The sequence below is a fragment of the Lichenibacterium minor genome (assembly GCF_004137685.1).
In the GTDB taxonomy this organism is placed as follows: Bacteria; Pseudomonadota; Alphaproteobacteria; order Rhizobiales; family Beijerinckiaceae; genus Lichenihabitans; species Lichenihabitans minor.
In genome coordinates, this window is record NZ_QYBB01000036.1 from 1 (window position 1) to 24,011 (window position 24,011).

Below are 24,011 nucleotides of genomic sequence, written 5' to 3' on the forward strand. Positions count from 1 at the left end.
AACCCGCGGGCCGCTCATCAGCAGCGCCGCCGTCGATGAACGCTGTATAGGGCACCCCACGGAGACCCGTCAACGCCCTTTTTCGGATCGGGCGAAAAAATCGGCTCTGCCCGCCGACTCGGCGCCACGGCCCTCGGCACGGCTTCCAAGGCCCGAGTCGCGAGCCCGCCCTCGGCCACGGAGCTTGAACAGGATCGTGCGCGGGCGCGCGAGGCGGGCGCCGCCGGGGCCCCCGCAGCGGGGAGTGGACGCCGCATTCCCGCCATGAAACAGAGGCTGTGTCCGAAAGCGCGAGGGCGGCCCGGCGGGTCGGGCCGCGCGACGAGGGGGGAGCGGAGCTTTTGGGGGCCATCATCAGCGCGGAGCATCGGCACGGGGGTCTGGTCGACCTCGGCGTCGAACCCCCGATCCAGGTGATCGGCCGCCCCCTGATGGCCCACGACCGCCGCAGCGTCTCGTTCCGGTGGCTGTCGGCCGTCGTGCTGACGGGCGTCGCCGGATCCGCCCTCATCGGCACCACGGTCCTGGTGGCCCTGAACGGCTGCTCCAACATGGCGCAGGCGCCGGAACTCGTGACCCCGGCCCGCAGCGCCAAGGCGGCCGAGACGGGGCTCGTCAAGGGCGACCGGCTCATCCGCTCGGCCGACATCGTCGCGGAAAAGCAGAGCTTCAAGGTTCCGGTCGCCGTGAAGGTCGGCGACAAGCAGGTCATCCGCATGCGCGGTTTCAGCCATGTCGCCACCACGCTGGCCCTGGCGTCGACCGGCAACGAGGACGACGTGCCGGAGTTCAATCCGCTGAAGCTGATGGGGCAGGACGTCAACCCCGCCGAAGCCCCTCCCCCCGATCCCGGCCCGGCCCTCGCCGACGCCGACGTGTCCTTCACCACCCGGGACCTCGCGTCCGCGGACGCGCCGCGGTTCGGCGGCAGCCTGTCGGCCGACGAGATCCAGGCGCAGGTAGCCGAATCCGCCCGCAGCCTGGCCAGCCCGAACCGGACGCCGCTGCTGCCGCAGATGCTGCTGATGCGCACGAGCCGCGCCGGCGTGCTGCCGTCGGGCGGCCTCGGCTTCGCCGATCCCGGCTTCCCCGCAGCGCCCTTCTCGTCGATCGAGGTCCACATGGTGGCGGAAAACGTCACCGCGGTGCCGCGCTCGGACGCCAGCCGGGAGCCGAACGAGCGCCTCGTGGTGTTCCGCCACGGCGACAACCTCGACGACGTGCTGCGCAACAACGGCGCGACGCACGACCAGATCCGCTCGATCGACGCCGCCTTCGCGCCGAAGCGCGGCGAAGCGCCGGTGGCCGACGGACGGCGCATCCGCCTGCTCTTCTCGCGCCTGGACGACAGCCGGCCGCGGCAGATCGCCCGCATCTCGGTCTACGCCGACGAAACGCTCGAAACCACGATCGCCCTCGCCGACACGGGCGACTACGTCAAGGTGGCCAACGCGGAAGCGCCGAAGAAGCCGGCCGCGCCGGCGTCGGGCGACGAAGGCGGCTTCCGCCTCTACGACAGCCTCTACGAGACGGCGCTGAAGCAGGACATGCCGAAGCCGCTGATCGACACGCTGGTGCGGGTGTTCGGCAACGACGTCGACTTCCAGCGCTCGGTGGCGGGCGGCGACAGCTTCGACGCCTTCTACACCGACGGCGACGACGACGGCGGGCGCTCGGACCTCCTCTTCGCCTCGATCACGGTGCGCAACGAAACCTTCCGCTATTACCGCTTCGTCACGCCGGACGACAATGCGGTGGACTTCTACGACGAGAACGGCCGCTCGGTGCGCAAATTCCTGATGCGCTCTCCCGTGCCGAACGCCCAGATGACGTCGGGCTTCGGGCTGCGCTTCCATCCCATCCTCGGCTATTCGCGCCCCCACACGGGTGTCGACTGGGGGGCTCCGATTGGCACGCCCATCCTGGCCGCGGGCTCGGGCACGGTGCTCAAGGCCGAACACTCGTCCTCCTACGGCAACCACGTCGAGATCCAGCACGCCAACGGCTACATCACCACCTATTCCCACATGACCGGCTTCGCGCGCGGCATCGCCGACGGCGTGCGGGTGCGGCAGGGCCAGGTGGTGGGCTACCTCGGCCAGACCGGCCTCGCCACGGGTCCGCACCTCCACTACGAGGTGATCGTCAACGGCCATTTCGTCGACCCCATGCGGGTGAAGCTCGCCCGCACCCGCGAAATGGACGGCAAGGTGCTCGGCGACTTCAAGCGCGAGCGCGACCGCATCGACGGCCTGATGGCCGGCGCCCCCAACGCCGTCGCGGCGACGCCCGAGAAACACGCGGAAAACCAGGTGCCCTGACCCGTCGCGGCCCGTCGATGGTGGAACCCGCGACGGATGTCCGGGCGTTGGCGTCGCTACGACGAGCCCTCGGATGGACGCACCATGAGCCTGCGCTACGCCTACAACACCAACGGCACCGGCCGGCATCGCCTCGACGACGCCCTCGTGCTGATCGCGGAAGCGGGCTACGAGGGCGTCGCATTGACGCTCGACCACCACCATTTCGACCCCTTCGCGGAAGACTGGGAGCGCCGCGCCGAAGCGTTGCGCCGCCGTCTCGACGAACTCGGCCTCGCGTCCGTGGTCGAGACGGGCGCGCATTTCCTGCTCGACTTCCGCCAGAAGCACGAGCCGACCCTGATCTCCGCCGCGCCGGAAGGCCGCGCGCGCCGGCTCGACTACCTCCGGCGCGCCACCGACATCGCCGCGATCGTGGGTTCGGAGTCGCTCACCTTCTGGAGCGGGGTGCTGAAGCCCGGCGTCGGGCGGACGGAAGCGACGGCCTGGCTGCACGAGGGCACGCGGTCCGCCGTCGACTACATGCTGAGCCGCGGCGTCGTGCCCGCCTTCGAGCCCGAGCCCGAGATGATGGTGTCCACCGTCGACGACTACGCCGCCCTCGCCCGGGCGGTGCCGGAGGTGAGGATGGCGCTCGACCTCGGCCATGTGCTGGTGACCGGGGAACGCGAGCCCGACGCCGCCGTGCTGGAGTTCGGCGACCGGCTCGCCACCGTGCACCTCGAGGACATGAAGCGCGGCCGGCACGAGCACCTCGCCTTCGGCACGGGCGACATGGACGTGGGAGCCGCGCTCGGCGCGCTGAGGACGGTGGGCTTCGAGGGGCTCGTCTGCGTCGAACTCAGCCGCGACAGCTTCCGCGCCGACGCGATGATCGGCCATGCCCGCCGCGACATCGCCGCCTATGAGCGGCGGCTGGTCGACGCGGTGGCCTGAAAGCCGCACGCGGCCGCGACGCCGGCGCGGAACAGCCCCGGCGTCGGCGCGCTTGTGTGCGTGGGCGCCCTGGGCGGCGGCGGAGGATGAGGATGGCGACCGTCACATATTCGGCGATCGACGAGATCATGCAGGACATCGCGTCCAGCATCCCGGGGCCGCAGGAGGGGGAGTCGATCTTCGACTACCGCGCCCGCGTGAACCAGAGGCTGATGGAGATCGTGGACGCGGTCAGCGACCACAAACGGCGCGTGGACGGCTTCGTGCGCGACCATTCGGACCCGAAGCTCGGCCCGACGGACCAGTTCTACAACGCGGTCCGCCAGCGCTTCATCTCGGACGAATTCGAGGACTAGCAGGTCGCTGAAAAAGGGTCGACGTTCAGCCTCTGAGCTTCAGCCGGCTTCGTTTTTGGCTGGTGGACGACGAGAAGCGTGAGGGTCGGTCTTTTCGCCGTCCGCTTCTTTGCCGCCGCGATGGGGCTGGCCCCACCGCGGCGGGACAGGGGCATATATCCCGCCACCTCACGCCACCGCCGGTTCGGCCAGCAGCTTTGGCAGGCGGACGAGGTTGCAGGCTGCGGCCGAGAAGGCGAAGGCCATGTCGACGCGCTTGCGACCTCGCACCCGGATGCGGCGCAAGAGCCCGAACTCCTTGCCCCAGCCGAAACCCTCCTCGATCCGTTTGCGGATGCGCTGGCTCGCCGCGTAGCCGGGATGGCGCGTCGTGCGCCCGTCGACGGCTGAGCGGCGCTTGGCCGTGTTGCGGGCGATGTGCGGCGTGACGTTCATGCTCCGCAGTTCGTCGACGAAGTCTCGGCGTCATAGCCCTTGTCGGCCCCGAGTGTGATGCGGTTCTGCCGGTCGGCCCGCTTCTCCATCATGGCGAGAGCGGCGATGCGCTCGGCATGGCCGTTGGCCTGAGTGACGCAGCCGTCGACGATCAGCCCGTTGCGGTTCTCCATGAGCGCATGCCCGATGAAGCAAAGCCGGGCTTCCCGGCCCCGCCCCCTTGCGATAAAGGCGCGCCTCGGGATCCGTGACGCTCCGGTGCGTGTCGTTGGAGAGCCGTTGGCCGTGGAAGTCCACCTCGGCGTTGCGCCCGCCCGCGGGCGGTTCGGGGGGAGCGGGCAGGTCGGGTGGCGTGTCGCCGTCCTTGGGCCTGAAGCTCTTCATCGACGCCCAGGCCTGGATGGGCGTGCCGTCCACGCTGAAGTGATCCTGCGACAGCAGCCGCTTCACCCGCGGGATGGCCAGCACGGCGCTCAGGAACGCCGCCGCCACGCTGCCGTCGAGCAGACGGTCGCGGTTCTTGGAAAAAGTCGAGGCGTCCCACACGGGATCGTCGATGCCCAAGCCGACCAACCAGCGGAACAGGAGATCGAAGTCGAGCTGCTCCATCAGCTGACGCTCGGAGCGCACCGAGTAGAAGGCCTGCAGCGGCATCGCCCGCAACAGCTGCTCGGGCGGGATCGAGGGACGGCCGATCTCCGAGTAGATCTTGCCAAAGCGCCCGTCGAGCGACGCCAGCGCCTCGTTCACCAGAGTCCGGATCGTACGCAGGGGATGATCCGAGCGGACCCGCTGCTCCAGGTCCACATAGGAAAACAGCGAGCCGCTCCGGCTGTCCTGTCCGCGCACTCGACACTCCCCCGATGAGCAAGGCAGAGTGAATCACGAACTGGCCAACACCCGAAGCCTTTTTCAGCGACCTGCTAGAGCGTCCAGCACGGGCGATAAGGTCGTCGACCTCCCCTCCGAGCTCAAGGCCTGATCTTCTCTGCATGGACCCTCCTGAGAGGACCGAGCACGGGGTCCACGTCAGGCGCGGCATCATCGAGTGCTCTCATGCGGTTGCGAGCCGCGTCCACGTGTGGGAACGTCTGGCAGATGTCCAAGGACTTCTCCGTCCTGGTGATCACATTATGCTCGGTCTTCATGGTAATTTCGAGCCCTGACCGTCATCTCCGAGTGTATCTTGGATACGCTTCAGCAATCTATCGACGATGGTCTTGTTATAAAAGTCCGGTTTGAGCATGTCCGAGACAGCTCTCTTCAGGTCCGTGACCGTCACATCCGAGTCGGGCACCCCGCCCAAATGACCATCGTCGATGTCCTGCACTCCCCTCGCGATCGAAAAGGCGCTCCACAACGTATCAATGACATCGTTATTTTGTCCCGGTCCTTTTCCGTTATCGTCGATGAGGATGTCTCCACCGCCGGCCTGCACTATATTGTAGCCTGTGAGCGCCTTGAATTTCTCTTCATCCTTGGTTGAATACACGATGCCTCCATTCGGGATCGGTTGATCGGCAGAGGAGTTCTGCTGATTGACCATCATCTTGACCGCGATCTGGGCGGCTGTGCTGTATGCATTGCCTTTTGACAGGGCGTTGAGAGAGTAGGTGCCGTCTGCGTTTTCGGTGACCTCGTTGATCGCCTGAACCGAGGGATCCTTCAGCAGCGTCTGGAACAGGGAATTGCTCCTATCGCCCCAATTGATCGTCGAAGCACCTCCCCCGTCGCCGTTCGGCTGAGGCGAAGGACTTTGCTGCCCTCCCTTCGCAGGAAGCGCTTTCGTTGCCATGGTGGATGCCACCTGGTTGCCCGCATCCAGCTTCATCGCCTGAGTCCTTTGATGAGTCCTATGGCCGACCAGTGATCGAAGAGTGGAGTTCCAATCTTGTGCGAGGCCAACCGGAAGACATCATCCCCGAGTTGAACGCAGGCCGTCCTCGGTTCGCTGCCCCGCGGACTCCTCGTCCAGCCTCGGCCGTGCCACGTCACCGCATGTCTCGCAGCCTGCACGAGCGCTCGGACGTCGCGAAGATCGTCCCGTTGCCGCCTCGCACTCGTTGGCTCGAACCCTTATGGCGCGCGACAGGGCTCGCCTGTCCGCGTCGCCTCTGTACGTCGCGTGTGACGCGGCGACCCGTGAAGCTCGCCACACGCACCCGAGATCACGGAGACGTGCGGGCCGCGATGGGAACCGTTGGTGAACACCACGCACACCAACGCTGGTCGAGCGTTCCAACCGGCGCAACCATGATCCGCGTTGCCGGACGTCTGAACCGCGCCGGGTTTCTCGGAGGCTGGTTGGCTTGGAATCTACGCTGCCATCGGGGTGGCCTCACGGGTGGCGTAGAAGGCTGCCTCGGCTTCGGCCGGCGGGACATTGCCGATGGGCTCGAGCAGTCGGCGGTGATTGTACCAGTCGACCCATTCGAGCGTGGCATACTCGACGGCCTCGAACGACCGCCATCGGCCACGCCGATGGATCACCTCGGCCTTGAACAGGCCGTTGATGGTTTCAGCGAGGGCGTTGTCGTAACTATCTCCTATGCTGCCGACTGAGGGTTCGATGCCGGCCTCTGCGATGCCCAGGCCTGAATGGGCGTGCCGTCCACGCTGAAGTGGTCCTGGGACAGCAGCCGTTTCACCCGCGGGATGGCCAGCACGGCGCTCAGGAACGCCGCCGCCACGCTGCCGTCGAGCAGGCGGTCGCGGTGCTTGGAAAAAGTCGAGGCGTCCTACACGGGATCGTCCACGCCCAGGCCGACGAACCAGCGGAACAGGAGATCGAAGTCGAGCTGCTCCATCAGCTGACGCTCGGAGCGCACCGAGTAGAAGGCCTGCAGCAGCATCGCCCGCAATAGCTGCTCGGGCGGGATCGAGGGACGGCCAATCTTCGAGTAGACCTTGCCGAAGCGCCCGTCGAGCGACGCCAGCGCCTCGTTCACCAAAATGCGGATCGTACGCAGGGGATGATCCGAGCGGACCCGTTGCTCCAGGTCCACATAGGAAAACAGCGAGCCGCTCCGGCTGTCCTGTCCGGGCACTCGACACTCCCCTGATGAGCAAGGCGGAGTGAATCACGAACTGGCCAACACCCGAAGCCTTTTTCAGCGACCTGCTAGAGCCGTCGCGGCTCGACCCACGGCGGCCCCGCGAGCCTGCCCCAGCACCAGGATAGCCCGGCATCGGGCATCCCGTGCGGGGCACCGGCACGTTCAGCGGGCCGCGCGGCGCTCCTCCGCCGGCTCGACCTCGACGGTGGCGGTGCGCCCGGGGATGAGGGCCACGCCGTCCGGCACGCGCTCCAGCGCGACGCGGACCGGCACGCGCTGGGCCAGGCGCACCCAGGTGAAGCTCGGGTTGATGTTGGCGAGCAGGCTCGAAGACGCGCCGCGCTCGCGGTCCTCGATGCCGCCGGCGATGCTCTCGACCTGGCCGCCGATGTCCCGCTCTTCCCCCATCAGCCGCACCCGCACCGGATCGCCGACGTGGATGCGGGGCAGCTTGGTTTCCTCGAAATAGCCCTCGACGTGCAGCGATCCCGCGTCGACCAGCGCCATGGTGCCGTGGCCGGCCGCCACATAGGCCCCGGGCTGCAGGTCCATGTTGGTGACGGTGCCCGTCACCGACGCCTTCACGTCCGACCGGGCGAGGTTGAGCTTGGCGAGGTCGCGCTCGGCGGTGGCCTGGTCGTAGGCCGCCTGGGCCTGCTGCTGGGTGGAGGAGATTTCTTCGCGCTTCTCCTTCGTGACCACGGCGTCGCTGAGCTGGCCGTAGCGGCCGGCGTTGGCGGCGGCGAGGTCGAGCGCCGCCTTGCGGCTCGCCACCGCGGCGTCGGCTTGCCGCAGGGCCAGCGCGAAGCGGTCCCGGTCGATGCGGAACAGCACGTCGCCGCGGTGGACCGGCTGGTTGTCGCGCACCAGCACGTCGGTCACCAGCCCCGACACGTCGGGCGCCACTTCGACCACGTCGGCGCGGACGCGACCGTCGCGCGTCCAGGGCGCCTCCATATAGTAGGTCCAAAGCTGCAGCCCGACCACGACGGCGCCGAAGACGGCCGCGGCCGTGACCGCCATGCGGACCAGGAGGGCGAGAAACGACGTCATGAGGCGAACCCGCGCGCGAGGGCGGCGGTGCCGCCGAGGAGGAGGACGTAGACGGCGGCGTCGAACAGCGCCCGGTGCCACACGAGGCGGTACAGGCCGAGCCGCCCGAAGATGCGGCGCACCGGCACCGCGAGCCCGTAGGCGACCAGGGCCCAGACCAGGAGGTCGGGCACGAAGACGCCGTAGAGGTCGATCTCGTGGGTCATTCGGCGGCCACCTGGAGGTCGGGTCGGGGGTCCGAGGCCGGCCCGTAGGCCCGTGCCGACGGGAACAGGGCGCGGCGCAGGCCGACGAGGCCCAGGACGGCCGCGCGCCGGCCCTCGCCGCCCCCCGCCACCACGGACGAAAGCGCGTCGTCGATCGTGCGGAGCAGCGCGGGGTCGGCGGCGCCCGGGGCCCGGCGGAGGTCGGCCGCCAAGCGGTCGAGCAGGCGGTCCACCGCGTCGCGGGCGTGTTCCGACAGGGCGTGCCGGGCGCCGCGGAGGTCGACGATGTTCAGGCCGATCCGCGGCGCCGCGAGCGCGCCGCGCAGCGCGGCCCCCTCCCCCGCCGGCAGCGCGGCGAGGCGCGGCGCCACCAGGCTCAACCGGTCGAGCATCAGCCCGGCGACGCGGGCGCGGTCTCCCCTCCCCCGCCCCCGCGCGGCCCGCGCCAGCGTGCGGCCGTCGGCGCGGGTGAGGCGCCCCACCGCGAAGGCCGAGCCCACGGCGCGCAGCGTGCCGGTGAGGACCGCGGCGGAGGACAGCCCCACCAGGAAGGCGACGCCGGTGTTGGCGTAGGCGGTGAAGTCGGCCGCGTAGCTGCCCTGGAGCGCCAGCAGCGTGGCGCCATTGAACGCCACGACGAGCCCCGGCCCGGCGGTGGCGGGCATCGCCATCATGACGCCGAAGACCATGAAGGCCGGGGCCAGCGCCAGGGCCACCATCTCGAAGCTCGACGCCGCGGGCAGGACGGCGAAGAGGTAGACGCCCATGACGCCGATCGACACCGCGGCCCAGACCGTGAACTCCACCATCGCGGGGGTGGGGTCGTCGCGGTTGGCGAAGAGCGCCATGGCGGTGGCGGCCATCATGGGCGCCGACGCGCCGTCGGGCCACCCCGTGGCGATCCAGAAGCCGGCGTTCAGCACCACCGCGGCGGCCACGCCGAGGGCGGACAGCAACGGCAGGAGGTGGTCGACGTGCCGCGCCTCGGCCACCTCCACGCCGGGCGCGCTCGCCAGGGGGAACGCCGGGGCGCGGCCGCTCGCGATGGCGCGGCGCAGGGTCCGGGTGTCCTCGGCGAGGTCGAGCGCGTCGCGTAGCCGGGTGAGGAGGCTCGACGCCAGCATGTCGCGCCAGGTCGCCCCGGCGCCGAGCGCCGGCTCGGCCGCCGCAAAGGCGGCGCGCAGCTCCGCGCTCGCGGCGCGCTCGCGGGCGATGTCGGCGGGGTCGCGCGAGGGAACCTCCGGGCTGATCCAGGCGCCGAGCCCGGCCGCCGCCGCCGCGACGGCGGGCGGCAGGCCCCCGGGGCGCAGCTCCGCCATGCGGTCCGCCAGCGAGGACAGCACGGGCAGCAGCATCAGGAGCCGCAGGCGCAGGGCCGCCAGCGCGTCGGCGCGGTCGCGCAGGGTCGAGGTGTCGTAGGCGACATGGGTCGCCAGCATGTCAATCTCGGCGGCGTCGGCGGCGAGGCGCGCGAGGTCGCGGGCGGTTTCGCGTTCGGCGGCGCCGGCGGGCCGGGTCGCCAGCGCGTCGCGGGCGAAGCGGGCGGCGTCGCCCACCCAGGCGTCGAGGCGCCCCCGGACCGCGTCGCCGACGGTGCGGGGGAGCACCAGCGTCGACACCAGGCTGGAACACACGATGCCGAGCGCGATGGCTTCGGAGCGCGCGACCGCCAGGTCGAAGATCGAGGCGGGATCGTTGACGGCGGGAAAGCCGATCAGCGCCGCCGTGTAGCCCCCGAGCAGGAACACGTAGGAGCGCGGGCTCCGGTCGAGCAGGGCCACGAAGACGCAGACGCCGATCCACAGCGCCAGGGCGAGGGTGAGCAGCTCCGGCGCGGGCGCGAGGTTGGGCACCAGGACGACGGCCGCGGTGGCGCCGATCAGCGTGCCCGCGAGGCGGAACGCGGCCTTCGAGCGCGTGGCGCCGGCGAGCGGGTTCGAGCAGATGTAGACGGTGGCCATCGCCCAGTAGGGCCGGGGCACCGACAGGGCGAAGCCGAGGTACAGGGCCAGGATGGCGGCCGCGAAGGTTTTCGCCGCATAGACCCAGTCCCGGAGCTTCGGCAGGCTCACGCGCGCTCCTCCCCGGCGGCCGGGCCGTCCGCCCCGAAGGCCCCGATGCGGTCGAAGATCCGGCGGCTCGCCGGCAGGTCGGCGGGGTCGAGCCCGGCGAAGACGGAGCGGCGCAGCGCGTCGAGATCGGCCGACAGGCGCTCCGACAGGTCGCGGCCCGCGGGCGTGAGGGCGAGGCGCTTGACGCGGCGGTCGTCGCCGTCGGGCGCGCGGGTCACGAGGCCGGCGGCACAAAGCTGGTCGAGCGCCCGCACCAGCGAGGCCGCCTCGATCCCCAGCGCTTCGGCGAGCTCGTGCTGGCGGCGGCCGGGGCGGCGCGCGATGTGGATCAGCGGCAGGGCGGTGGCTTCCGACAGCCCGTGCGGGCGAGCCACGCCGTCGGCGAGGCGGCGCCAGTCGCGGGCCGCGGTGAGCAGGCCGAGGCAATAGTCCTGCAGGTCTTCGATGCGCATCGCGGGGGCCCGGCTCCGGGATAGATCGTTAGCCAACTAACGATAAGCGCGGCATGGCGGATTGGGAAGCCCCCGCGGCGGCCGGTCGCCGAAGGGCGGACCCTCGGGCGGGAGCCGGGGTTCGCCGCTGTCGGCTCCGGCCCGGCGCCGGGCCGGGCGACGCCGTATCGCGTCGCCCGGGTGCCGGTCAGGCGGCGTGGACGGGGGCTTCGGGATAGCTCAGCTGCTCGCGGGCGCGCCATTCGTCGGTGACGTAGTTCAGGATCACCGACCGGCGCACGCCCTGGATCGGCCGCTTCTCGAAGCCGTGCCAGGTGTCGGAGCCGGGCACGAAGATCATGGCCGAGTTGGGCGTGAAGGGCGGGGCGCCGACGTGCTCCTCCTTGGACGCGTAGATGTCGGTGCCGAGCGTCTCGTGGCCGGGGCCGTCCGACAGGTAGATGAGGCAGGTGAACTTCTTCACGCCGAGGTCCGTGTGGGGCTCGAGCCAGAAGCCGTCGACGTCCTGGGCGTATTCGAGGCGCAGGAACGTGCCGTCCAGCGGGGCGTCGAAGGCGCGGGCGAACTCGCCCACGATGTCGTCGGCCTGCAGGGCCTCGGCGATGCGCCCCATCACGGGATGCTCGGCGTTGGTGGGCGCGTCGAAATAACGGCGCGTGTCGTTGTGCAGCTCGCGCTTGCCGGACACGCCGTCGAGGCCCGGGGCCCGGAACGGCAGCGTGGCCAGTTCCTTCGCCACGGCGGCGGGAAACAGGTCCCGCACGATGAAATAGGGATAGGGCTCCGTGAAGCTTTGTCGGGCGGCGAGGCTCGCCCGCACCGCGGCCTTGATGTCGTCGACGCTCGCGCTGCTGGACGCCATGGATTCTGTCTCGTGGTCGGGCCGCCCGGTGCGGGGCGGCCGTGGGAAGGGAGGGCGGGCCCTCGGGATCGGGTCCGCACCGGCGGCGCGCAAACTAGGACCCGCGTGCCGGGGCCGCAAGGCCGGAGCGACGCGTGCAGCCCTGCTCCGCGGCCCCGATGCCGCCCCGCCGGCGGGGCCGGGGCCCGCGCGTCCGGCCGCGCCTGCTTGCGACGCCGCGGGCCGCTTCCTATACCTCGGGGCATCGCGGCCGCGACGGCGGCACGCCCTCCCCTGCCCCGGTGCCGCCATGTCCGTGTCCCACGCCGTCAAGACGCTCATCATCGGGGCCGGCCCGGCCGGCTACACGGCCGCCGTCTACGCGGCCCGCGCGGGGCTCGACCCTGTGGTGATCCAGGGCCTGCAGCCCGGCGGCCAGCTCACCATCACCACCGACGTCGAGAACTGGCCGGGCGAGATCTCCATCCAGGGACCCGACCTGACCGAGAAGATGGGCCGGCAGGCCGAGCATGCCGGCGCCAGGCTGGTCTTCGACCTCGTCACCGACATCGACGTGACCCGCCGCCCGTTCCGCGTGTCGACCGACGGGGGCGACACCTACTTGGCCGACACGGTGATCGTCGCCACGGGCGCGCAGGCGAAATGGCTCGGGCTCGACTCCGAGCGCGCCTTCATGGGCGCCGGGGTCAGCGGCTGCGCGGTCTGCGACGGCGCCTTCTTCCGCAACAAGGACGTGGTGGTGGTGGGCGGCGGCAACACCGCCGTGGAGGACGCCCTCTACCTCACCCACCACGCGAGCCGCGTCACGCTGGTGCACCGGCGCGACCACCTGCGCGCCGAGAAGATCCTGCAGACGCGCCTGTTCAAGCACCCCAAGATCCAGGTGCTGTGGAACCACGCCGTGGAAGAGATCCTGGGCGAAGGCGCGCCCGCCCGCGTCACGGGGGTGCGGCTGCGCGACACCGTCACGGGAGAAGTCTCGACGCGCGGCACCGACGGCGTGTTCGTGGCGATCGGCCATTCCCCCGCCACGGAGGTGTTCCGCGGAAAGGTGCCGACCGACAACGAGGGCTATATCCTGACGCGGCCCGACTCCACCGCGACCGAGATCGCCGGGCTCTTCGCCGCCGGCGACGTGAAGGACAAGATCTATCGCCAGGCCGTCACGGCGGCCGGCATGGGGTGCATGGCGGCGCTGGAAGCGGAAAAGTTCCTGGCCGAACATTCCGCCGACCCGGAGGAACGCGCGGAAGCGCGGCGCGAACCGCAGATGATCGGCGCTTGGGAGTGACGCCGCCGGCCGGCCAGCACGACCGCCGGCCGGCGCGAAGGCTTGTCGCCGCCCGGGCGGCGTGATCCGACACCGGCATGCGTCGGTCGGCACGGCGCCGGCGGGGACCCGTCGCTTCAGGGACGAGGGTGGCCACGGCGGCACATGTCGCGCCCGCGGCAGGAACGGCCGGCAGGGCCGGGGGTTGGACGGGCGGGTGCGCCGCGGTCGGCGCACGCCCCAACCTCCGGACGCTTCCATCATGAAAATCGCAATCGCCACCACGCTGGCGCTGGCGCTGTCGACCGCCGCGGCCTCCGCCGAAACCGTCGCCCCCCCGGCGGCAGCCCTGTCCCCCTACGCGGCGGCGAGGCTGGGGCATCGGCCCCGCAGCACCCGGATGACGCATTGCGAGAAGAAGGCCGACTCCGTCCGCGTCGCCGGCAAGGCCCGCGACATCTACATGCGCAAGTGCACGAGGGGGTAGCCCTGGCGGGGGATGGGCGGCCCCGCGGCGCCGGCGCTGTCCGGCGCGTCGCGCCCCGATGACAGGATCGGCGTGCTCGCCGCCGGCACAGGGCGACCACCCTGCCGGCCGAACCCGCCGGGTCGCGCGTGCCGAACCCGCGCCGAGCCGCCCCGCCGCGGCGCTCGCGGACGGGTGTCGCGCGGCGGTGGCGTCGGGGAACGCCTGGCCGGCGCGGCTTTCGTCCCCGAAAACCGTCATCCGCGGTGGCGCCCCGGCCCCGATGGGTGGATAGTCATGTCCTGCCGTCCCTTGGCGGCGCCCCCGTGCCGCGCGACAATGGGGGTGCAGCCATGCGGGAGGCGACGGTGGATTGGGACAAGTTGCGGGTGTTCCAGGCGGCGGCCGATGCCGGGTCCTTCACCCATGCGGGCCAGGTCCTGAACCTCAGCCAGTCGGCGGTGAGCCGGCAGATCAGCGCGCTCGAAACCGAGCTCGAAACGCCGCTGTTCCATCGTCACGCCCGGGGGCTGATCCTCACCGAGCAGGGCGAGCTGCTGTTCCGCACCGTCCAGGACGTGATGCTGAAGCTCGACGCGGTCAGGAGCCACCTCACCGACAGCCGTGAAAAGCCGCACGGCGACCTGCGCATCACCACCACCTTCGCGCTCGGCACGAGCTGGCTGTCGCCCCGGCTGGGCGAATTCCTCGACCTTTACCCCGACATCAAGCTCCAGGTGATCCTCACCGACGAGGAGCTGGACCTCGGCATGCGCGAAGCCGACATCGGCCTGCGATTGCGCGAGCCCACCCAGCCGGACCTCATCCGGCGGCGGCTTTTCACGGTGCACTACCACGCCTACGCGTCGCCCAGCTACCTGAAGCGCCACGGCCAGCCGAAGTCGGTCGACGACCTCGGCAAGCATCGGCTGATCGGCTACAGCGGCTCGCCGTCGAACTATCTCGTGTCGCTGCTGAACTCGCTGCAGTCGGCGGGGCGGGACGCCAAGTCCCTGCGCTCTTCCACGGTGACGATCAACAACATGATCGCCAGCTATCACGCGGTGCAGAGCGGCGCCGGCATCGGCGTCCTGCCCGATTACCTGGCGGACCAGGACAGCGCCCTCGTGCAGGTGCTGCCCAACGTCGACATGCCGGAGCTCGACTGCTATTTCGTGTATCCCGAAGAACTGAAGAGCGTGGCGCGGGTGCAGGTGCTGCGGGACTTCCTGGTCGCCAACGCGCAGCGCTGGCGCTTCTGAAGGGGTCGCCAACGCGCAGCGCTGGCGTTTCCGAAGAGGTCGCGGACGCGCAGCGCTGGCGTTCCTGAAGAGGTCGCCAACGGCGCCCGGGGAGCGGCTCGTCCGGACGTCGTTTCAAGGCAGCATGCGCTGCAGCTCGGGCTCCCCGTCCCAGAACTGGTGCTTCAAGGCGCCGACGATGTGCAGCGCCAGGAGCCCGTAGAGCGCGTAGCCGAACCAGACGTGCAGGTCGAAGAACACGGCATGGATCCGCTCCTTCGTGGCCGCGTCGAGCGCCTCGATGGCGCCGATGCGCACGTTGGGGATCACGCCCCACAGCGCGAAGGGGTGGGTGGGCGCGCCTTTCCAGGCCGAATCGTGGATCCAACCCGTGATCGGCAGCGCGAAGATCAGGGCGTAGAGCGCCCAATGGGCCGCGTGGGCGCCGAGCCGCTCGGCGGGCGAATAGCTGTCCGGCAGGGGCGGCGGCGGGTTGGCGAAGCGCCACAGCAGCCGCAGCACCGCCAAGCCCAGCACGGTGAGGCCGATCGACTTGTGGGTGTCGACGGCCGAACGGATCCAGCCGTCCGGCAGGTCGTCGGCCACCAGGCCGAGGACCACGTTGCCGATGATCATCACCGCGACGATCCAGTGCAGCGCCATGGCGACGCGGGTGTAACGGGCATGGTCCTGGTGCTGGCGCACGGCGATCGACACGGCGTTTTCCCCGAAATGGTCACGTCCCGCGAAACCATACCGCGATACCGCCGCTTTGAGGGCGCCGAGGTGGGCGGCGACGCGCTGTGGCGTTTCGCGCCTGTCGGCGGCCGTCGAACCCTGGTCCAAGCCCCATCATGTCCATCGCCCTCGCGTCCCGCACCGCGGCGCCCCCTGCCCCCGCGGGCGCCTTCGAGGCGGCGCGCCGCCGCATCTCGCCCCGCTACGCCGGGCCCGTCGGCATCGCGTGGCCGGCCGCGCTGATCCACGGCGGGCTCACGCTGCTGTGGCTGGCGCTGCTCGTGCGCGCCTTCCTGCCCGACGGGCTGTGGTCGTGGGCGGCGGGCCTGCTCTACATCGCCTACGACACCGCCCTGCTCCTGTTCGTGTTCTGGAAGACGCTGCCGCTCGTGGGCGGCCCGGCCAGTGCCGCGCGGGCGCGGGGCGCGGACACGCCCCGCCCCACCCTCGCCGTCGTGGTGGCGGCGCACGACGAGGACGCCGTGCTGGCGGCGACGCTCGACGCCCTGCTCGGCCAATCCGACCCGCCCGACCGCATCCTCGTGGCCGACGACGGCTCGGGCGAGCGCACCGTGCGGCTCCTCGCGGGCCGCTTCGCCCTGCCGGAGCCCGAGCCGGGAACCGTCGGCGCGCCGGGCCGCCTCCACCCCACGCTCGGGTGGCTGCGGCTGCCGCACGGCGGCAAGTCGGCGGCGCTGAACCGCGCCATGGAGCTGCTCGACGAGGAAGTGGTGCTGACGGTGGACGCCGACACGCTGCTCGACCGCGACGCGATCGGCGCCATGCGCGACGCCTTCGCGGCCGACCCCGGCCTCGTGGCGGCCACGGGCGTGCTGCTGCCGGTGTGCGACGCCACGCTGTCGGGCCGGCTGTTCGAGTGGTTCCAAACCTACGAATACCTGCGCAACTTCCTGTCCCGCTACGCGTGGTCGCGGATGGACAGCCTGCTGCTGATCTCCGGCGCCTTCGCGGGCTTCCGCCGCGCCGCGCTGGTGGAGGTCGGGGGTTTCGACGCCGACTGCCTCGTCGAGGATTACGAGCTGATCCACCGGCTGAAGCGCCACGGCACGCTCACGGGCCGGGGCTGGACCACGGCGGTGCTGGGCTCGGCCCGCGCCCGCACGGAAGCGCCGGCGACGCTCGGCGCCTTCCTGCGGCAGCGCCGCCGGTGGTTCGGCGGCTTCCTGCAGACGCAGACCTGGTACCGCGACATGATCGGCAACCCGCGCTACGGGCGGCTGGGCCTCGCCATGCTGCCCGTGAAGGCGGCCGACACGCTGCAGCCCGTCTACGGCCTGACGGCGGCGGCCCTGCTGATCGGCGACCTCGTCACCGGGCGGCTCGGCGTCGCCGCCTCGGTGTCGGCGGTGATCGGCGCCAAGATCGCGCTCGACCTCGGCTTCCACGTCTGGTCGGTGTGGCTGTTCCGCCGCTGGCTCGGCGTGCGGGCCCGCACGAGCCTGCCGTCGGCGGTGCTGGCGAGCCTCGTCGAGCCCTTCTGCTTCCAGATCCTGCGCCACCTCGGCGCGGCGGCGGGCTGGGTGGTCTACCTCACCGGGGCGTCGAGCTGGGGGGCGCAGAGCCGCGGCGGCCTCGCGGCGTCGGAGGGCGAATGAGCGCGGGGCCGAACGCGCGGCGGCCCGCCGCGTTGGAGGGGGCTGGAGGATGCGACGATGCGATACCTGTTTCCCACCCTCGGGGCCGCCGTGGCGCTGGCGGGGTTCGACAAGCTGGCCGGCCAGCGCGGCTACGAGCGGATGTTTGGCCACCTCGGCTGGACGGACGACCAGATGAAGGCCGTCGCGGTGGCGGAAACGGCCGGCGGCCTCATGATGATGCCGGCGGCCACCCGGCGCCTGGGCGGGCTCGTGGTGTCGGCGGCCTCGGTGGCGGTGCTGTCGAGCGAGTTGCGCCACGGCGACCCGAAGCTCGCCGGGCCCCGCGCGCTGGTGCTCCTCGCCGCCCTCGCGGCCGCGATCGCGCCCTGACGGGCCCCCTCAGGGCGCGACCTGCAGCACGGGCCGCATGAGGATCTCCTCGACCAGCACGTTCGGCGGCTGCGCGAAGGCATAGACCAGCGCCTGGGCGACGTCCTCCGAACGCAGGGCGTCGAGTTCGGTCCGGCGCCGTTCGAGCGCGTCGGCGACGTTGGGGCCGAACTCGGTCCACACGGCGCCGGGCTCGATGACGGTGACGCGGATGCGATCCGGCCCGAGTTCCTTGCGCAGGGCGTCGTGGAATCCCACCACGGCGAACTTCGTGGCGCTGTAGACGGACCAGTTCTCCACGCCGTAGCGGCCGCCGACGCTCGACACCGAGCAGATCATCGCCCCCGCCCGGCCCCGCATCAGCGGGATCGCGGCCTGGGTGCAGTGGAGCACGCCGTACAGGTTGGCGTCGATCATGCGGCGCCAGTCGGCGGGGTCGCTGGTCTCGAACTTCGCGTTCACGCCGAGGCCGGCGTTGTTGAACAGCAGGTCGACGCCGCCGTGGCGCGCCTTGACGCCCGCGAACATGGCCGCCACCGAGGCCGGGTCGGCCACGTCGCAGGCCACGGCGGTCGCGGCGTCCCCGAGTTCCGCCGCCAGCGCGTCGAGACGGTCGCGGCGCCGCGCCGCCAGCACAACGCGGGCGCCTTCGGCGACGAGCAGCCGTGCCGCCGCCTCGCCGATGCCGCTCGACGCCCCGGTGATCACCGCGATCCTGCCGGACAGGTCCTGCATCTTCATGGTCGACGTCCCGATCTCGATGAAACGGATTGGAAAGGCCCGCGGCCCTTCGCGGGTTTCAGGGCAGAGCCCCGAAACGGCATCGCCGCGGCGCCCTCCTCACCACAGCGTCGCCTTCGCGCGCTCGGGCCAGGCCTCGTCATAGGCCCGCCCGCCGACGGCCTCGTCGGACAGCGCCGCCAGGATCTCGCCGGGGCTCGGCAGGTCGCGCGGGGCGACGTGGCGCCCGGCATCCCAAAGCCCCGACCGCACCACCGCGCGGGCGCATTGGAAATAGGCCTCCTCGACGGCGAGCACGATCGCGGTGCGCGGCCGGTGCCCCTCGACCGCGAAGGACGCGAGCAGGCCGGGCTCGGCCGACACGGCGGCGCGACCGTTGACGCGAAAGGTCGTGCCGGAGCCGGGGATCAGGAACAGCAGCGCGGCGCGCGGATCGCGCACGATGTTGCGGAGCGAGTCGATGCGATTGTTGCCGCGCCGGTCGGGCAGCACCAGGGTGCGCTCGTCGGCGACCCGCACGAAGCCGGGCGCGTCGCCGCGCGGGCTGCAGTCGATCCCTTCCGGCCCGATCGTCGCCAGGGCCACGAAGGGCGAGGCCGCGATCAGGCGGCGATAATGCGGCGTGATGCGGTCCGTCACCTTGACGGTCGCCGCCACGGCCGGCGTCGGGCCGTAGAGGGCTTCGAGCTCCGCGATCGTGGCGATGGTCATGCCGTCCCCCTTCGCGCCGACGCTTCGCCCGTGCCGCTCACGCGTCCCCGGCCAGGGGACGGGCGGGCTCCGGCGCCGCGACCGGGTTCCGCCCCGACCAGTAGCCGGCCAGCAGCGAGCCCGACAGGTTGTGCCACACGGAGAAGAGCGCGCCGGGCAGCGCCGCCAGCGGCGAGAAGTACAGCTTGCCCAGCGCCGCCGCCAGGCCGGAGTTCTGCATGCCGACCTCCAGCGCCAGGGTGCGGCAGGTGCTCTCGTCGAAGCCGAGCAGGCGGCCGCCCCAGTAGCCGCCGAGCAGCCCGATGCCGTTGTGCAGCACCACGGCGAGCAGAACCAGCGGCCCCACCGCGGCGATGCTGCCCTGGCTGCCCGCCACGACCGCGCCGATGATCAGCAGGATGGCGGCGATCGACACGAAGGGCAGCGCGGGCTCGATGCGCTTCACCGCGCGCGGCGCGACCTGGTTCAACAGCAGCCCCAGGCCGACCGGCAGGGCGACGATCTGCACGATGCTGCGCAGCAGGCCGACGACGTCGACCGGCACGGAAGCGTCCACGTAGAAGCGCACCAGCAGCGGCGTCGCCACGATGCCGACCAGCGTCGACAGGGCGGCGATCGTGATCGACAGCGCCACGTCGCCCCCGGCGAGGAACACCATCAGGGTCGACCCGGTGCCGCTCGCCACGCTGCCGACCAGGATCATGCCGGTGGTGAGGTCGGGCGGCATGCGCAGCGCGTGGGCGATGGCCCAGGCGGCGAAGGGCATGACGAGGTAATGCACCACCACGCCGGCGACCACGGGGGCGGGCCGGGTGACGACCCGGCGGAAGTCGGCGACCGTCAGGGTCACGCCGAGGCCGAACATCACCACCGTGAGCAGGTCCGTGACCCAGGGCAGCAGCGGGCGGAACAGGTCGGGCAGCACGTAGGCGGCGACCGCCACGAGGGCGGCCCAGAGGGGGAACAGGCGGCTGAGGGACACGGGACGGGTTCGACTCACGGGGCGGGACGGAGGCACCTGTTCCAGCTTCGGGGGCGGGCGTCAAAGGGCGCATGCGCGAAAGGCGCGGCCCCCGCGAGCCCGTCGACGCCACGCCGCCGCGGTCGGAACGGACCGCAGCCGGCGCTCAGGGCCCGGCCGGGACGGGAAACCCGAGCGGCGAAGCCAGGGCGAGGTCGTCGCGGATGCAAGCGGCGGCGTGGCCGGGCCCGACGGCGCGCAGCGGCGGCACGATCTCGGCGCAGGCCGGGAGGGCGTGGCGGCAGCGGCCCCGGAACGCGCAGCCCGAAGGCGCCGCGAGGGGGCTCGGCAGGTCTCCTTCGAGCTTCACGCGCGGGCGGCGCAGCGTCGGGTCGGGGATCGGCACCGCGGCGAACAGCGCTTCCGTGTAGGGGTGACGCGGGTCGGCGAACAGCGTCCGCGTGTCGGCGATCTCGACGATGCGGCCGAGATACATCACGGCGACCCGGTCGCAGACGTGGCCCACCACCGCGAGGTCGTGGCTGATGAACAGCACCGTCAGCGACAGCCGCCGCCGGACCTCCATCAGCAGGTTGACCACCTGGGCCTGGATCGACACGTCGAGCGCCGAGACCGGCTCGTCGGCGACGAGGAAGTCCGGCTCCATCACCAGGGCGCGGGCGATGCCGATGCGCTGGCGCTGGCCGCCCGAGAACTCGTGCGGGTAACGGTCGGCGGCGCGTTCGGGCAGGCCCACCGTGGCCAGGGCCTCGACCACGCGCGCGCGGCGCTCCGCCGGCCCGAGCCCCTTCCGCTGGATGACGAAGGGCGCCCCCACGATGTCCCCCACCGTCATGCGCGGGTTCAGCGACGAGAACGGGTCCTGGAAGATCATCTGCATGCGGGGCCGCAGCGCGCGGAGGCGGCCCGCGCTCCAGCCGGTGATGTCCTCCCCGTCGAAGGCGATGCGCCCGGCCGTGGGCACGGTGGCGCGCAGCACGGCGCGGCCGAGCGTCGACTTGCCGGAGCCCGATTCCCCCACGAGCCCCAGCGTTTCGCCGCGGCGGATGTCGAGCGACACGTCCTCGACGGCCCGCACGACCGGGCCGCGCCCGAAGAAGCCGCGGGCGCCGAAATGCTGCTTCAGGTTCTCGACCCGGACCAGCGGGGCGGCGTCGGCCCCCGTCACGACACGACCTCCGGCACGGGCGCGCCCCGCGCGTCGCCGGCCGCGATCGCGTCCCACCGGCGGCACCGCACCAGGTGCCCGGCCCGGGCCTCGTCGAGGGCCGGCATCGCCGCGTCGCAGGGGTCCGGCAGGGCGTGGGAGCAGCGCGGCGCGAAGGCACAGCCGGGCGGCGGGGCGCGCGGGTCCGGCACCGTGCCGGGGATCGACACCATGTCGCCGCCGCGGAGGTCGAGCCGCGGCACCGAGGCGATGAGCCCGCGCGTGTAGGGCATCAGCGGCTCCGTCATGACCGGCACGACGCCCCCGCGCTCGACGATGCGGCCGGCGTACATCACCATGACGCGGTCGGCGATCTCGGCCACGACGCCGAGGTTGTGGGTGATGAACACGAGGCCCATGCCGGTTTCGCGCTGCAAGCCCTTGAGCAGGTCGAGGATCTGCGCCTGCACGGTGACGTCGAGCGCCGTGGTGGGCTCGTCGGCGATCAGCACCGCGGGGTCGCAACCGAGCGCCATGGCGATCATCACGCGCTGGCGCATCCCGCCCGACAGCTCGTGCGGGTAGGCGCGGAGCCGCCGCGCCGCGTCCGGGATGCCGACGCGCTCGATCAGCCCTTCGGCCCGCTTCAGCGCGTCGCGCCGGTGGAGCCCGCGGTGGAAGCGGAGACCTTCCGCGATCTGGTCGCCGATGCGGTGCACGGGGTTCAGCGACGTCATCGGTTCCTGGAAGATCATGGCGATCTCGTCCCCGCGCAGGCGCCGCATCGCGGCGTCCGGCAGGGCGAGGAGGTCGCGCACCGCGCCGTCGCGGCAGCGCAGCAGCGCCGAGCCGGTCACGCGCGTGCGGGGCGCGGGCGGCAGCAGCCGCATCGCGGCGAGGCTGGTGACGCTCTTGCCCGAGCCGGATTCGCCCACCAGCGCCAGGGTTTCGCCCGCCGCGAGGGAGAAGCCGACGTCGTGCACGGCCGGCACGATCGCCCGCCCGTCGGCGAAGCCGACCGACAGGCCGCGGACGTCGAGGACGGGGCCGGTGGGGGCGGGGCGCGCCATCGTCACAGCTCCACGCGGGCGTCGAGGGCGTCGCGCAGGCCGTCGCCGACGAAGTTGAAGCCCCCCACCGCGAGGGTGATCATCAGGCCGGGGAAGATGGCCAGCCAGGGCGCCGAGCCGAGGTACTGCTGGGCGTTGTTGAGCATGTTGCCCCAGCTCGCCACCGGCGCCTGGATGCCGTAGCCGAGGAACGACACGTAGGCTTCGGCCAGGATGGCGCGCGCGACCGTCAGCGTCGCCGCCACGATGATGGGGCCGACGGCGTTGCGCAGGAGCTCGTTGACCATGACGTAGCGGGCCGATGCGCCCATCAGCTCGGCCGCGAGGGCGAAGTCGCGCGTCTTCAGGGCCCGGATCTGCCCTTCCACCACCCGGGCCACCTCCATCCACCCCGTGGCGGCGATGATCAGCGTGATGGTGACGACGTTGGGGCTGATGAAAGCCGCCAGGGCGAGGAGCAGGAACACCGACGGGAAGCACAGCACGGCGTCGACGAGGCGCATCAGCGCCGCCCCGACGATCCCGCCGCGGTAGCCCGCCACGAGGCCGACGGTCGTGCCGGCGAGAGTCGAGAGCGCCATGGCGGCGAAGCCGATGGTGAGCGAGATGCGCCCCGCCATCAGCAGGCGCACCAGCAGGTCGCGGCCGAGCTGGTCGGTGCCGAACACGTGCGGGCCCGCGAAGGGGCCGGCGAAGCGGGCGCGCAGGTCGATGTGGAGCTGGTCGTAGGGGATCAGCAGCGGCCCCAGCGCGCAGGCCAGGACCATGAGCAGGATGACGGCGAACCCCGCGACGGCGAGGCGGTGGCGCAGGAAGCGGCTCACGGCGCGGCTGCGGGGGCGCCGCATCGCGGCGCGGCGGGGGCCGGGCAGGAAGGCCGCGAAGCGGCGCGCCGGGGCGAGGGGCGTGTCGGTCATGGCGTCGCCTCAACCGAGCCGGATGCGGGGATCGGCGACGGCGCCGAGGAGGTCGGCCAGGAGGCTGCCGAGCAGCACCAGCAGGGCCGACACCATGAGGATCCCCATCACCACCGGGTAATCGCGGTAGCCGAGCGAATCCAGGAACAACCGCCCCATGCCGGGCCAGGTGAAGACCGTTTCGGTCACGAGGGCGCCCCCGAGCAGCGTCGGCAGCTCCAGCCCGGCCAGCGTGATCATCGGCAGGAGCGCGTTGCGCACCACGTGGTGCAGGATGACGCGCCGCTCCGTCAGGCCCTTGGCCCGGGCGGTGCGGACGAAGTCCTGGTCGATGACGTCGAGCATGGCGGAGCGCATGTAGCGGCTCCACACCGCCACCTCCACGAGGGCCAGCACGCAGGCCGGGGCGATCAGGTGGTGCACGTAGCCCCACGGCGACGCGTCGCCCGGCGTCGAGCGGTTGCCGGACGGCAGCCACCCGAGCTTGACCGAGAACACGTAGATGGTGACGAGGCCGAACCAGAAGGTCGGGATCGACAGCGCCGCCATGGCGCCGGCGGTCGACAGGGCATCGAAGACGGAATGGCGGCGCACGGCGCCGAGGATCCCCACCGCGACGCCCGTCACCACCGCGAGCGCGACGGCCGCCACCATCAGCTCGAGGGTGGCGGGCAGCCGCGCCGCGATCACGGCGAGCACCGGCACGGAATCGCGGTAGGAGCGGCCCCAGTCGCCGGCGAGCAGACGGCCGAACCATTGCCAGTATTGAACCGGCAAGGGCTGGTCGAGGCCCATGGCGTGGCTCATGGCGGCGAGCTGCGCCTGGCTCATGCCCGGCACCAGCGCGAATTGCGCCATCGGGCCGCCGGGCGCCAGGTGCAGCACCGCGAAGCCGATGATCGACACCAGCACGAGCAGGACGAGGCTCTGGGCCATGCGGCCCGCCAGGAAGGATGCCATGCCGGTTCTCCGCGCTCCGCCGTCAGCCCGC

The 24,011-nt window shown here is 71.8% G+C and carries 22 protein-coding genes and 3 pseudogenes; 8 read left to right on the plus strand and 17 right to left on the minus strand.

Annotation, left to right across the window (positions count from 1 at the left end):
- The first annotated feature begins 341 nt into the window (after positions 1-341).
- The 3 genes from D3273_RS21295 (at position 342) to D3273_RS21305 (ending at position 3,613) form a co-directional block, all read left to right on the plus strand.
- The gene (locus tag D3273_RS21295; protein ID WP_245501318.1) at positions 342-2,321 is read left to right on the plus strand and encodes a M23 family metallopeptidase; all 1,980 of its coding nucleotides are present in this window, start codon (positions 342-344) and stop codon (positions 2,319-2,321) included.
- Between the two features lie 84 nt (positions 2,322-2,405).
- The gene (locus D3273_RS21300) at positions 2,406-3,257 is read left to right on the plus strand and encodes a sugar phosphate isomerase/epimerase family protein (protein ID WP_129228913.1); all 852 of its coding nucleotides are present in this window, start codon (positions 2,406-2,408) and stop codon (positions 3,255-3,257) included.
- Positions 3,258-3,349: 92 nt separating this feature from the next.
- Positions 3,350-3,613 (plus strand): hypothetical protein, encoded by a 264-nt coding sequence (locus D3273_RS21305; protein ID WP_129228914.1) that lies wholly within the window; start codon positions 3,350-3,352, stop codon positions 3,611-3,613.
- Between the two features lie 168 nt (positions 3,614-3,781).
- Here D3273_RS21305 and D3273_RS21310 read toward each other — a convergent pair.
- The 9 genes and pseudogenes from D3273_RS21310 to D3273_RS21350 all read right to left on the minus strand — a co-directional run bounded on the left by D3273_RS21310 (position 3,782) and on the right by D3273_RS21350 (position 11,749).
- Positions 3,782-4,897, minus strand: a pseudogene (locus D3273_RS21310) (IS5 family transposase).
- A gap of 295 nt (positions 4,898-5,192) precedes the next feature.
- Positions 5,193-5,879, minus strand: coding sequence for a hypothetical protein (locus D3273_RS21315; RefSeq protein ID WP_129228915.1), 687 nt, complete (start codon positions 5,877-5,879; stop codon positions 5,193-5,195).
- A gap of 485 nt (positions 5,880-6,364) precedes the next feature.
- A pseudogene (locus D3273_RS21320) lies at positions 6,365-6,634 on the minus strand (integrase core domain-containing protein); the annotation flags it as partial.
- Positions 6,631-7,095 (minus strand): annotated as a pseudogene (locus D3273_RS21325) (transposase); the annotation flags it as partial. The pseudogenes D3273_RS21320 and D3273_RS21325, both read right to left, overlap by 4 nt.
- Before the next feature lie 171 nt (positions 7,096-7,266).
- The gene (locus D3273_RS21330) at positions 7,267-8,157 is read right to left on the minus strand and encodes an efflux RND transporter periplasmic adaptor subunit (protein ID WP_129228916.1); all 891 of its coding nucleotides are present in this window, start codon (positions 8,155-8,157) and stop codon (positions 7,267-7,269) included.
- Entirely contained in the window at positions 8,154-8,363 is a 210-nt protein-coding gene (locus tag D3273_RS21335; protein ID WP_129228917.1) for a DUF1656 domain-containing protein, read from the minus strand. The genes D3273_RS21330 and D3273_RS21335 overlap by 4 nt, the downstream gene beginning before the upstream one ends.
- The gene (locus D3273_RS21340; protein ID WP_129228918.1) at positions 8,360-10,435 is read right to left on the minus strand and encodes an FUSC family protein; all 2,076 of its coding nucleotides are present in this window, start codon (positions 10,433-10,435) and stop codon (positions 8,360-8,362) included. The genes D3273_RS21335 and D3273_RS21340 overlap by 4 nt, the downstream gene beginning before the upstream one ends.
- Positions 10,432-10,887, minus strand: a complete 456-nt coding sequence (locus D3273_RS21345) for a MarR family winged helix-turn-helix transcriptional regulator (RefSeq protein ID WP_129228919.1) — start codon at positions 10,885-10,887, stop codon at positions 10,432-10,434. The genes D3273_RS21340 and D3273_RS21345 overlap by 4 nt, the downstream gene beginning before the upstream one ends.
- 187 nt (positions 10,888-11,074) lie before the next feature.
- Positions 11,075-11,749: a 2OG-Fe(II) oxygenase family protein gene (locus D3273_RS21350; protein WP_207210860.1), complete on the minus strand. Its 675-nt coding sequence runs from the start codon at positions 11,747-11,749 to the stop codon at positions 11,075-11,077.
- Between the two features lie 289 nt (positions 11,750-12,038).
- On the opposite strand from D3273_RS21350, the gene trxB reads away from it, so the two are divergent.
- From trxB to D3273_RS21365, 3 genes are all read left to right on the plus strand, one after another.
- On the plus strand, positions 12,039-13,040 hold the full coding sequence (trxB, locus tag D3273_RS21355) for a thioredoxin-disulfide reductase (protein WP_129228920.1): 1,002 nt from the start codon (positions 12,039-12,041) through the stop codon (positions 13,038-13,040).
- 241 nt (positions 13,041-13,281) lie between these two features.
- Complete coding sequence (locus D3273_RS21360) at positions 13,282-13,506, plus strand: hypothetical protein (RefSeq protein WP_129228921.1); 225 nt, start codon at positions 13,282-13,284, stop codon at positions 13,504-13,506.
- Positions 13,507-13,853: 347 nt separating this feature from the next.
- A complete protein-coding gene (locus D3273_RS21365; protein ID WP_207210861.1) occupies positions 13,854-14,747 on the plus strand; it encodes a LysR family transcriptional regulator in 894 nt (297 codons plus the stop codon).
- A gap of 114 nt (positions 14,748-14,861) precedes the next feature.
- On the opposite strand, the gene D3273_RS21370 is transcribed toward D3273_RS21365, so the two are convergent.
- Complete coding sequence (locus D3273_RS21370) at positions 14,862-15,572, minus strand: cytochrome b (RefSeq protein ID WP_245501319.1); 711 nt, start codon at positions 15,570-15,572, stop codon at positions 14,862-14,864.
- Between the two features lie 8 nt (positions 15,573-15,580).
- On the opposite strand from D3273_RS21370, the gene D3273_RS21375 reads away from it, so the two are divergent.
- On the plus strand, positions 15,581-17,080 hold the full coding sequence (locus D3273_RS21375) for a glycosyltransferase family 2 protein (protein WP_129228923.1): 1,500 nt from the start codon (positions 15,581-15,583) through the stop codon (positions 17,078-17,080).
- Positions 17,081-17,137: 57 nt separating this feature from the next.
- Positions 17,138-17,452 carry a DoxX family protein gene (locus D3273_RS21380; protein ID WP_129228924.1) on the plus strand — a complete coding sequence of 105 codons (315 nt, stop codon included), beginning with the start codon at positions 17,138-17,140 and terminating at the stop codon, positions 17,450-17,452.
- Positions 17,453-17,461: 9 nt separating this feature from the next.
- Here the strand turns inward: D3273_RS21380 and D3273_RS21385 are convergent, their stop codons facing one another.
- The 7 genes from D3273_RS21385 to D3273_RS21415 form a co-directional block, all read right to left on the minus strand.
- Positions 17,462-18,193 carry an SDR family oxidoreductase gene (locus D3273_RS21385; protein WP_129228925.1) on the minus strand — a complete coding sequence of 244 codons (732 nt, stop codon included), beginning with the start codon at positions 18,191-18,193 and terminating at the stop codon, positions 17,462-17,464.
- A 99-nt stretch (positions 18,194-18,292) separates the two neighbouring features.
- The gene (locus D3273_RS21390; protein WP_129228926.1) at positions 18,293-18,904 is read right to left on the minus strand and encodes a pyridoxamine 5'-phosphate oxidase family protein; all 612 of its coding nucleotides are present in this window, start codon (positions 18,902-18,904) and stop codon (positions 18,293-18,295) included.
- A gap of 37 nt (positions 18,905-18,941) precedes the next feature.
- Positions 18,942-19,886, minus strand: a complete 945-nt coding sequence (panS, locus tag D3273_RS21395; RefSeq protein ID WP_129228927.1) for a ketopantoate/pantoate/pantothenate transporter PanS — start codon at positions 19,884-19,886, stop codon at positions 18,942-18,944.
- A gap of 145 nt (positions 19,887-20,031) precedes the next feature.
- Positions 20,032-21,054: an ABC transporter ATP-binding protein gene (locus tag D3273_RS21400; protein ID WP_129228928.1), complete on the minus strand. Its 1,023-nt coding sequence runs from the start codon at positions 21,052-21,054 to the stop codon at positions 20,032-20,034.
- On the minus strand, positions 21,051-22,103 hold the full coding sequence (locus D3273_RS21405; protein WP_129228929.1) for an ABC transporter ATP-binding protein: 1,053 nt from the start codon (positions 22,101-22,103) through the stop codon (positions 21,051-21,053). The genes D3273_RS21400 and D3273_RS21405 overlap by 4 nt, the downstream gene beginning before the upstream one ends.
- Before the next feature lie 2 nt (positions 22,104-22,105).
- The gene (locus tag D3273_RS21410; RefSeq protein WP_207210862.1) at positions 22,106-22,951 is read right to left on the minus strand and encodes an ABC transporter permease; all 846 of its coding nucleotides are present in this window, start codon (positions 22,949-22,951) and stop codon (positions 22,106-22,108) included.
- Between the two features lie 78 nt (positions 22,952-23,029).
- A complete protein-coding gene (locus tag D3273_RS21415) occupies positions 23,030-23,980 on the minus strand; it encodes an ABC transporter permease (RefSeq protein WP_129228931.1) in 951 nt (316 codons plus the stop codon).
- Positions 23,981-24,011: the final 31 nt, after the last annotated feature.

Excerpts from the sequence above, each read along its gene's own strand:
- D3273_RS21335 (WP_129228917.1), bottom strand. The coding sequence starts at position 8,363 with ATGACCCACGAGATCGACCTCTACGGCGTCTTCGTGCCCGACCTCCTG.
- D3273_RS21345 (WP_129228919.1), bottom strand. The coding sequence starts at position 10,887 with ATGCGCATCGAAGACCTGCAGGACTATTGCCTCGGCCTGCTCACCGCG.
- D3273_RS21390 (WP_129228926.1), bottom strand. The coding sequence starts at position 18,904 with ATGACCATCGCCACGATCGCGGAGCTCGAAGCCCTCTACGGCCCGACG.
- D3273_RS21375 (WP_129228923.1), top strand. The coding sequence starts at position 15,581 with ATGTCCATCGCCCTCGCGTCCCGCACCGCGGCGCCCCCTGCCCCCGCG.
- D3273_RS21330 (WP_129228916.1), bottom strand. The coding sequence starts at position 8,157 with ATGACGTCGTTTCTCGCCCTCCTGGTCCGCATGGCGGTCACGGCCGCG.
- D3273_RS21410 (WP_207210862.1), bottom strand. The coding sequence starts at position 22,951 with ATGCGGCGCCCCCGCAGCCGCGCCGTGAGCCGCTTCCTGCGCCACCGC.
- D3273_RS21315 (WP_129228915.1), bottom strand. The coding sequence starts at position 5,879 with ATGAAGCTGGATGCGGGCAACCAGGTGGCATCCACCATGGCAACGAAA.
- trxB (WP_129228920.1), top strand. The coding sequence starts at position 12,039 with ATGTCCGTGTCCCACGCCGTCAAGACGCTCATCATCGGGGCCGGCCCG.
- D3273_RS21415 (WP_129228931.1), bottom strand. The coding sequence starts at position 23,980 with ATGGCATCCTTCCTGGCGGGCCGCATGGCCCAGAGCCTCGTCCTGCTC.
- D3273_RS21385 (WP_129228925.1), bottom strand. The coding sequence starts at position 18,193 with ATGAAGATGCAGGACCTGTCCGGCAGGATCGCGGTGATCACCGGGGCG.
- D3273_RS21405 (WP_129228929.1), bottom strand. The coding sequence starts at position 22,103 with ATGGCGCGCCCCGCCCCCACCGGCCCCGTCCTCGACGTCCGCGGCCTG.
- D3273_RS21300 (WP_129228913.1), top strand. The coding sequence starts at position 2,406 with ATGAGCCTGCGCTACGCCTACAACACCAACGGCACCGGCCGGCATCGC.
- D3273_RS21350 (WP_207210860.1), bottom strand. The coding sequence starts at position 11,749 with ATGGCGTCCAGCAGCGCGAGCGTCGACGACATCAAGGCCGCGGTGCGG.
- D3273_RS21305 (WP_129228914.1), top strand. The coding sequence starts at position 3,350 with ATGGCGACCGTCACATATTCGGCGATCGACGAGATCATGCAGGACATC.
- D3273_RS21380 (WP_129228924.1), top strand. The coding sequence starts at position 17,138 with ATGCGATACCTGTTTCCCACCCTCGGGGCCGCCGTGGCGCTGGCGGGG.
- D3273_RS21360 (WP_129228921.1), top strand. The coding sequence starts at position 13,282 with ATGAAAATCGCAATCGCCACCACGCTGGCGCTGGCGCTGTCGACCGCC.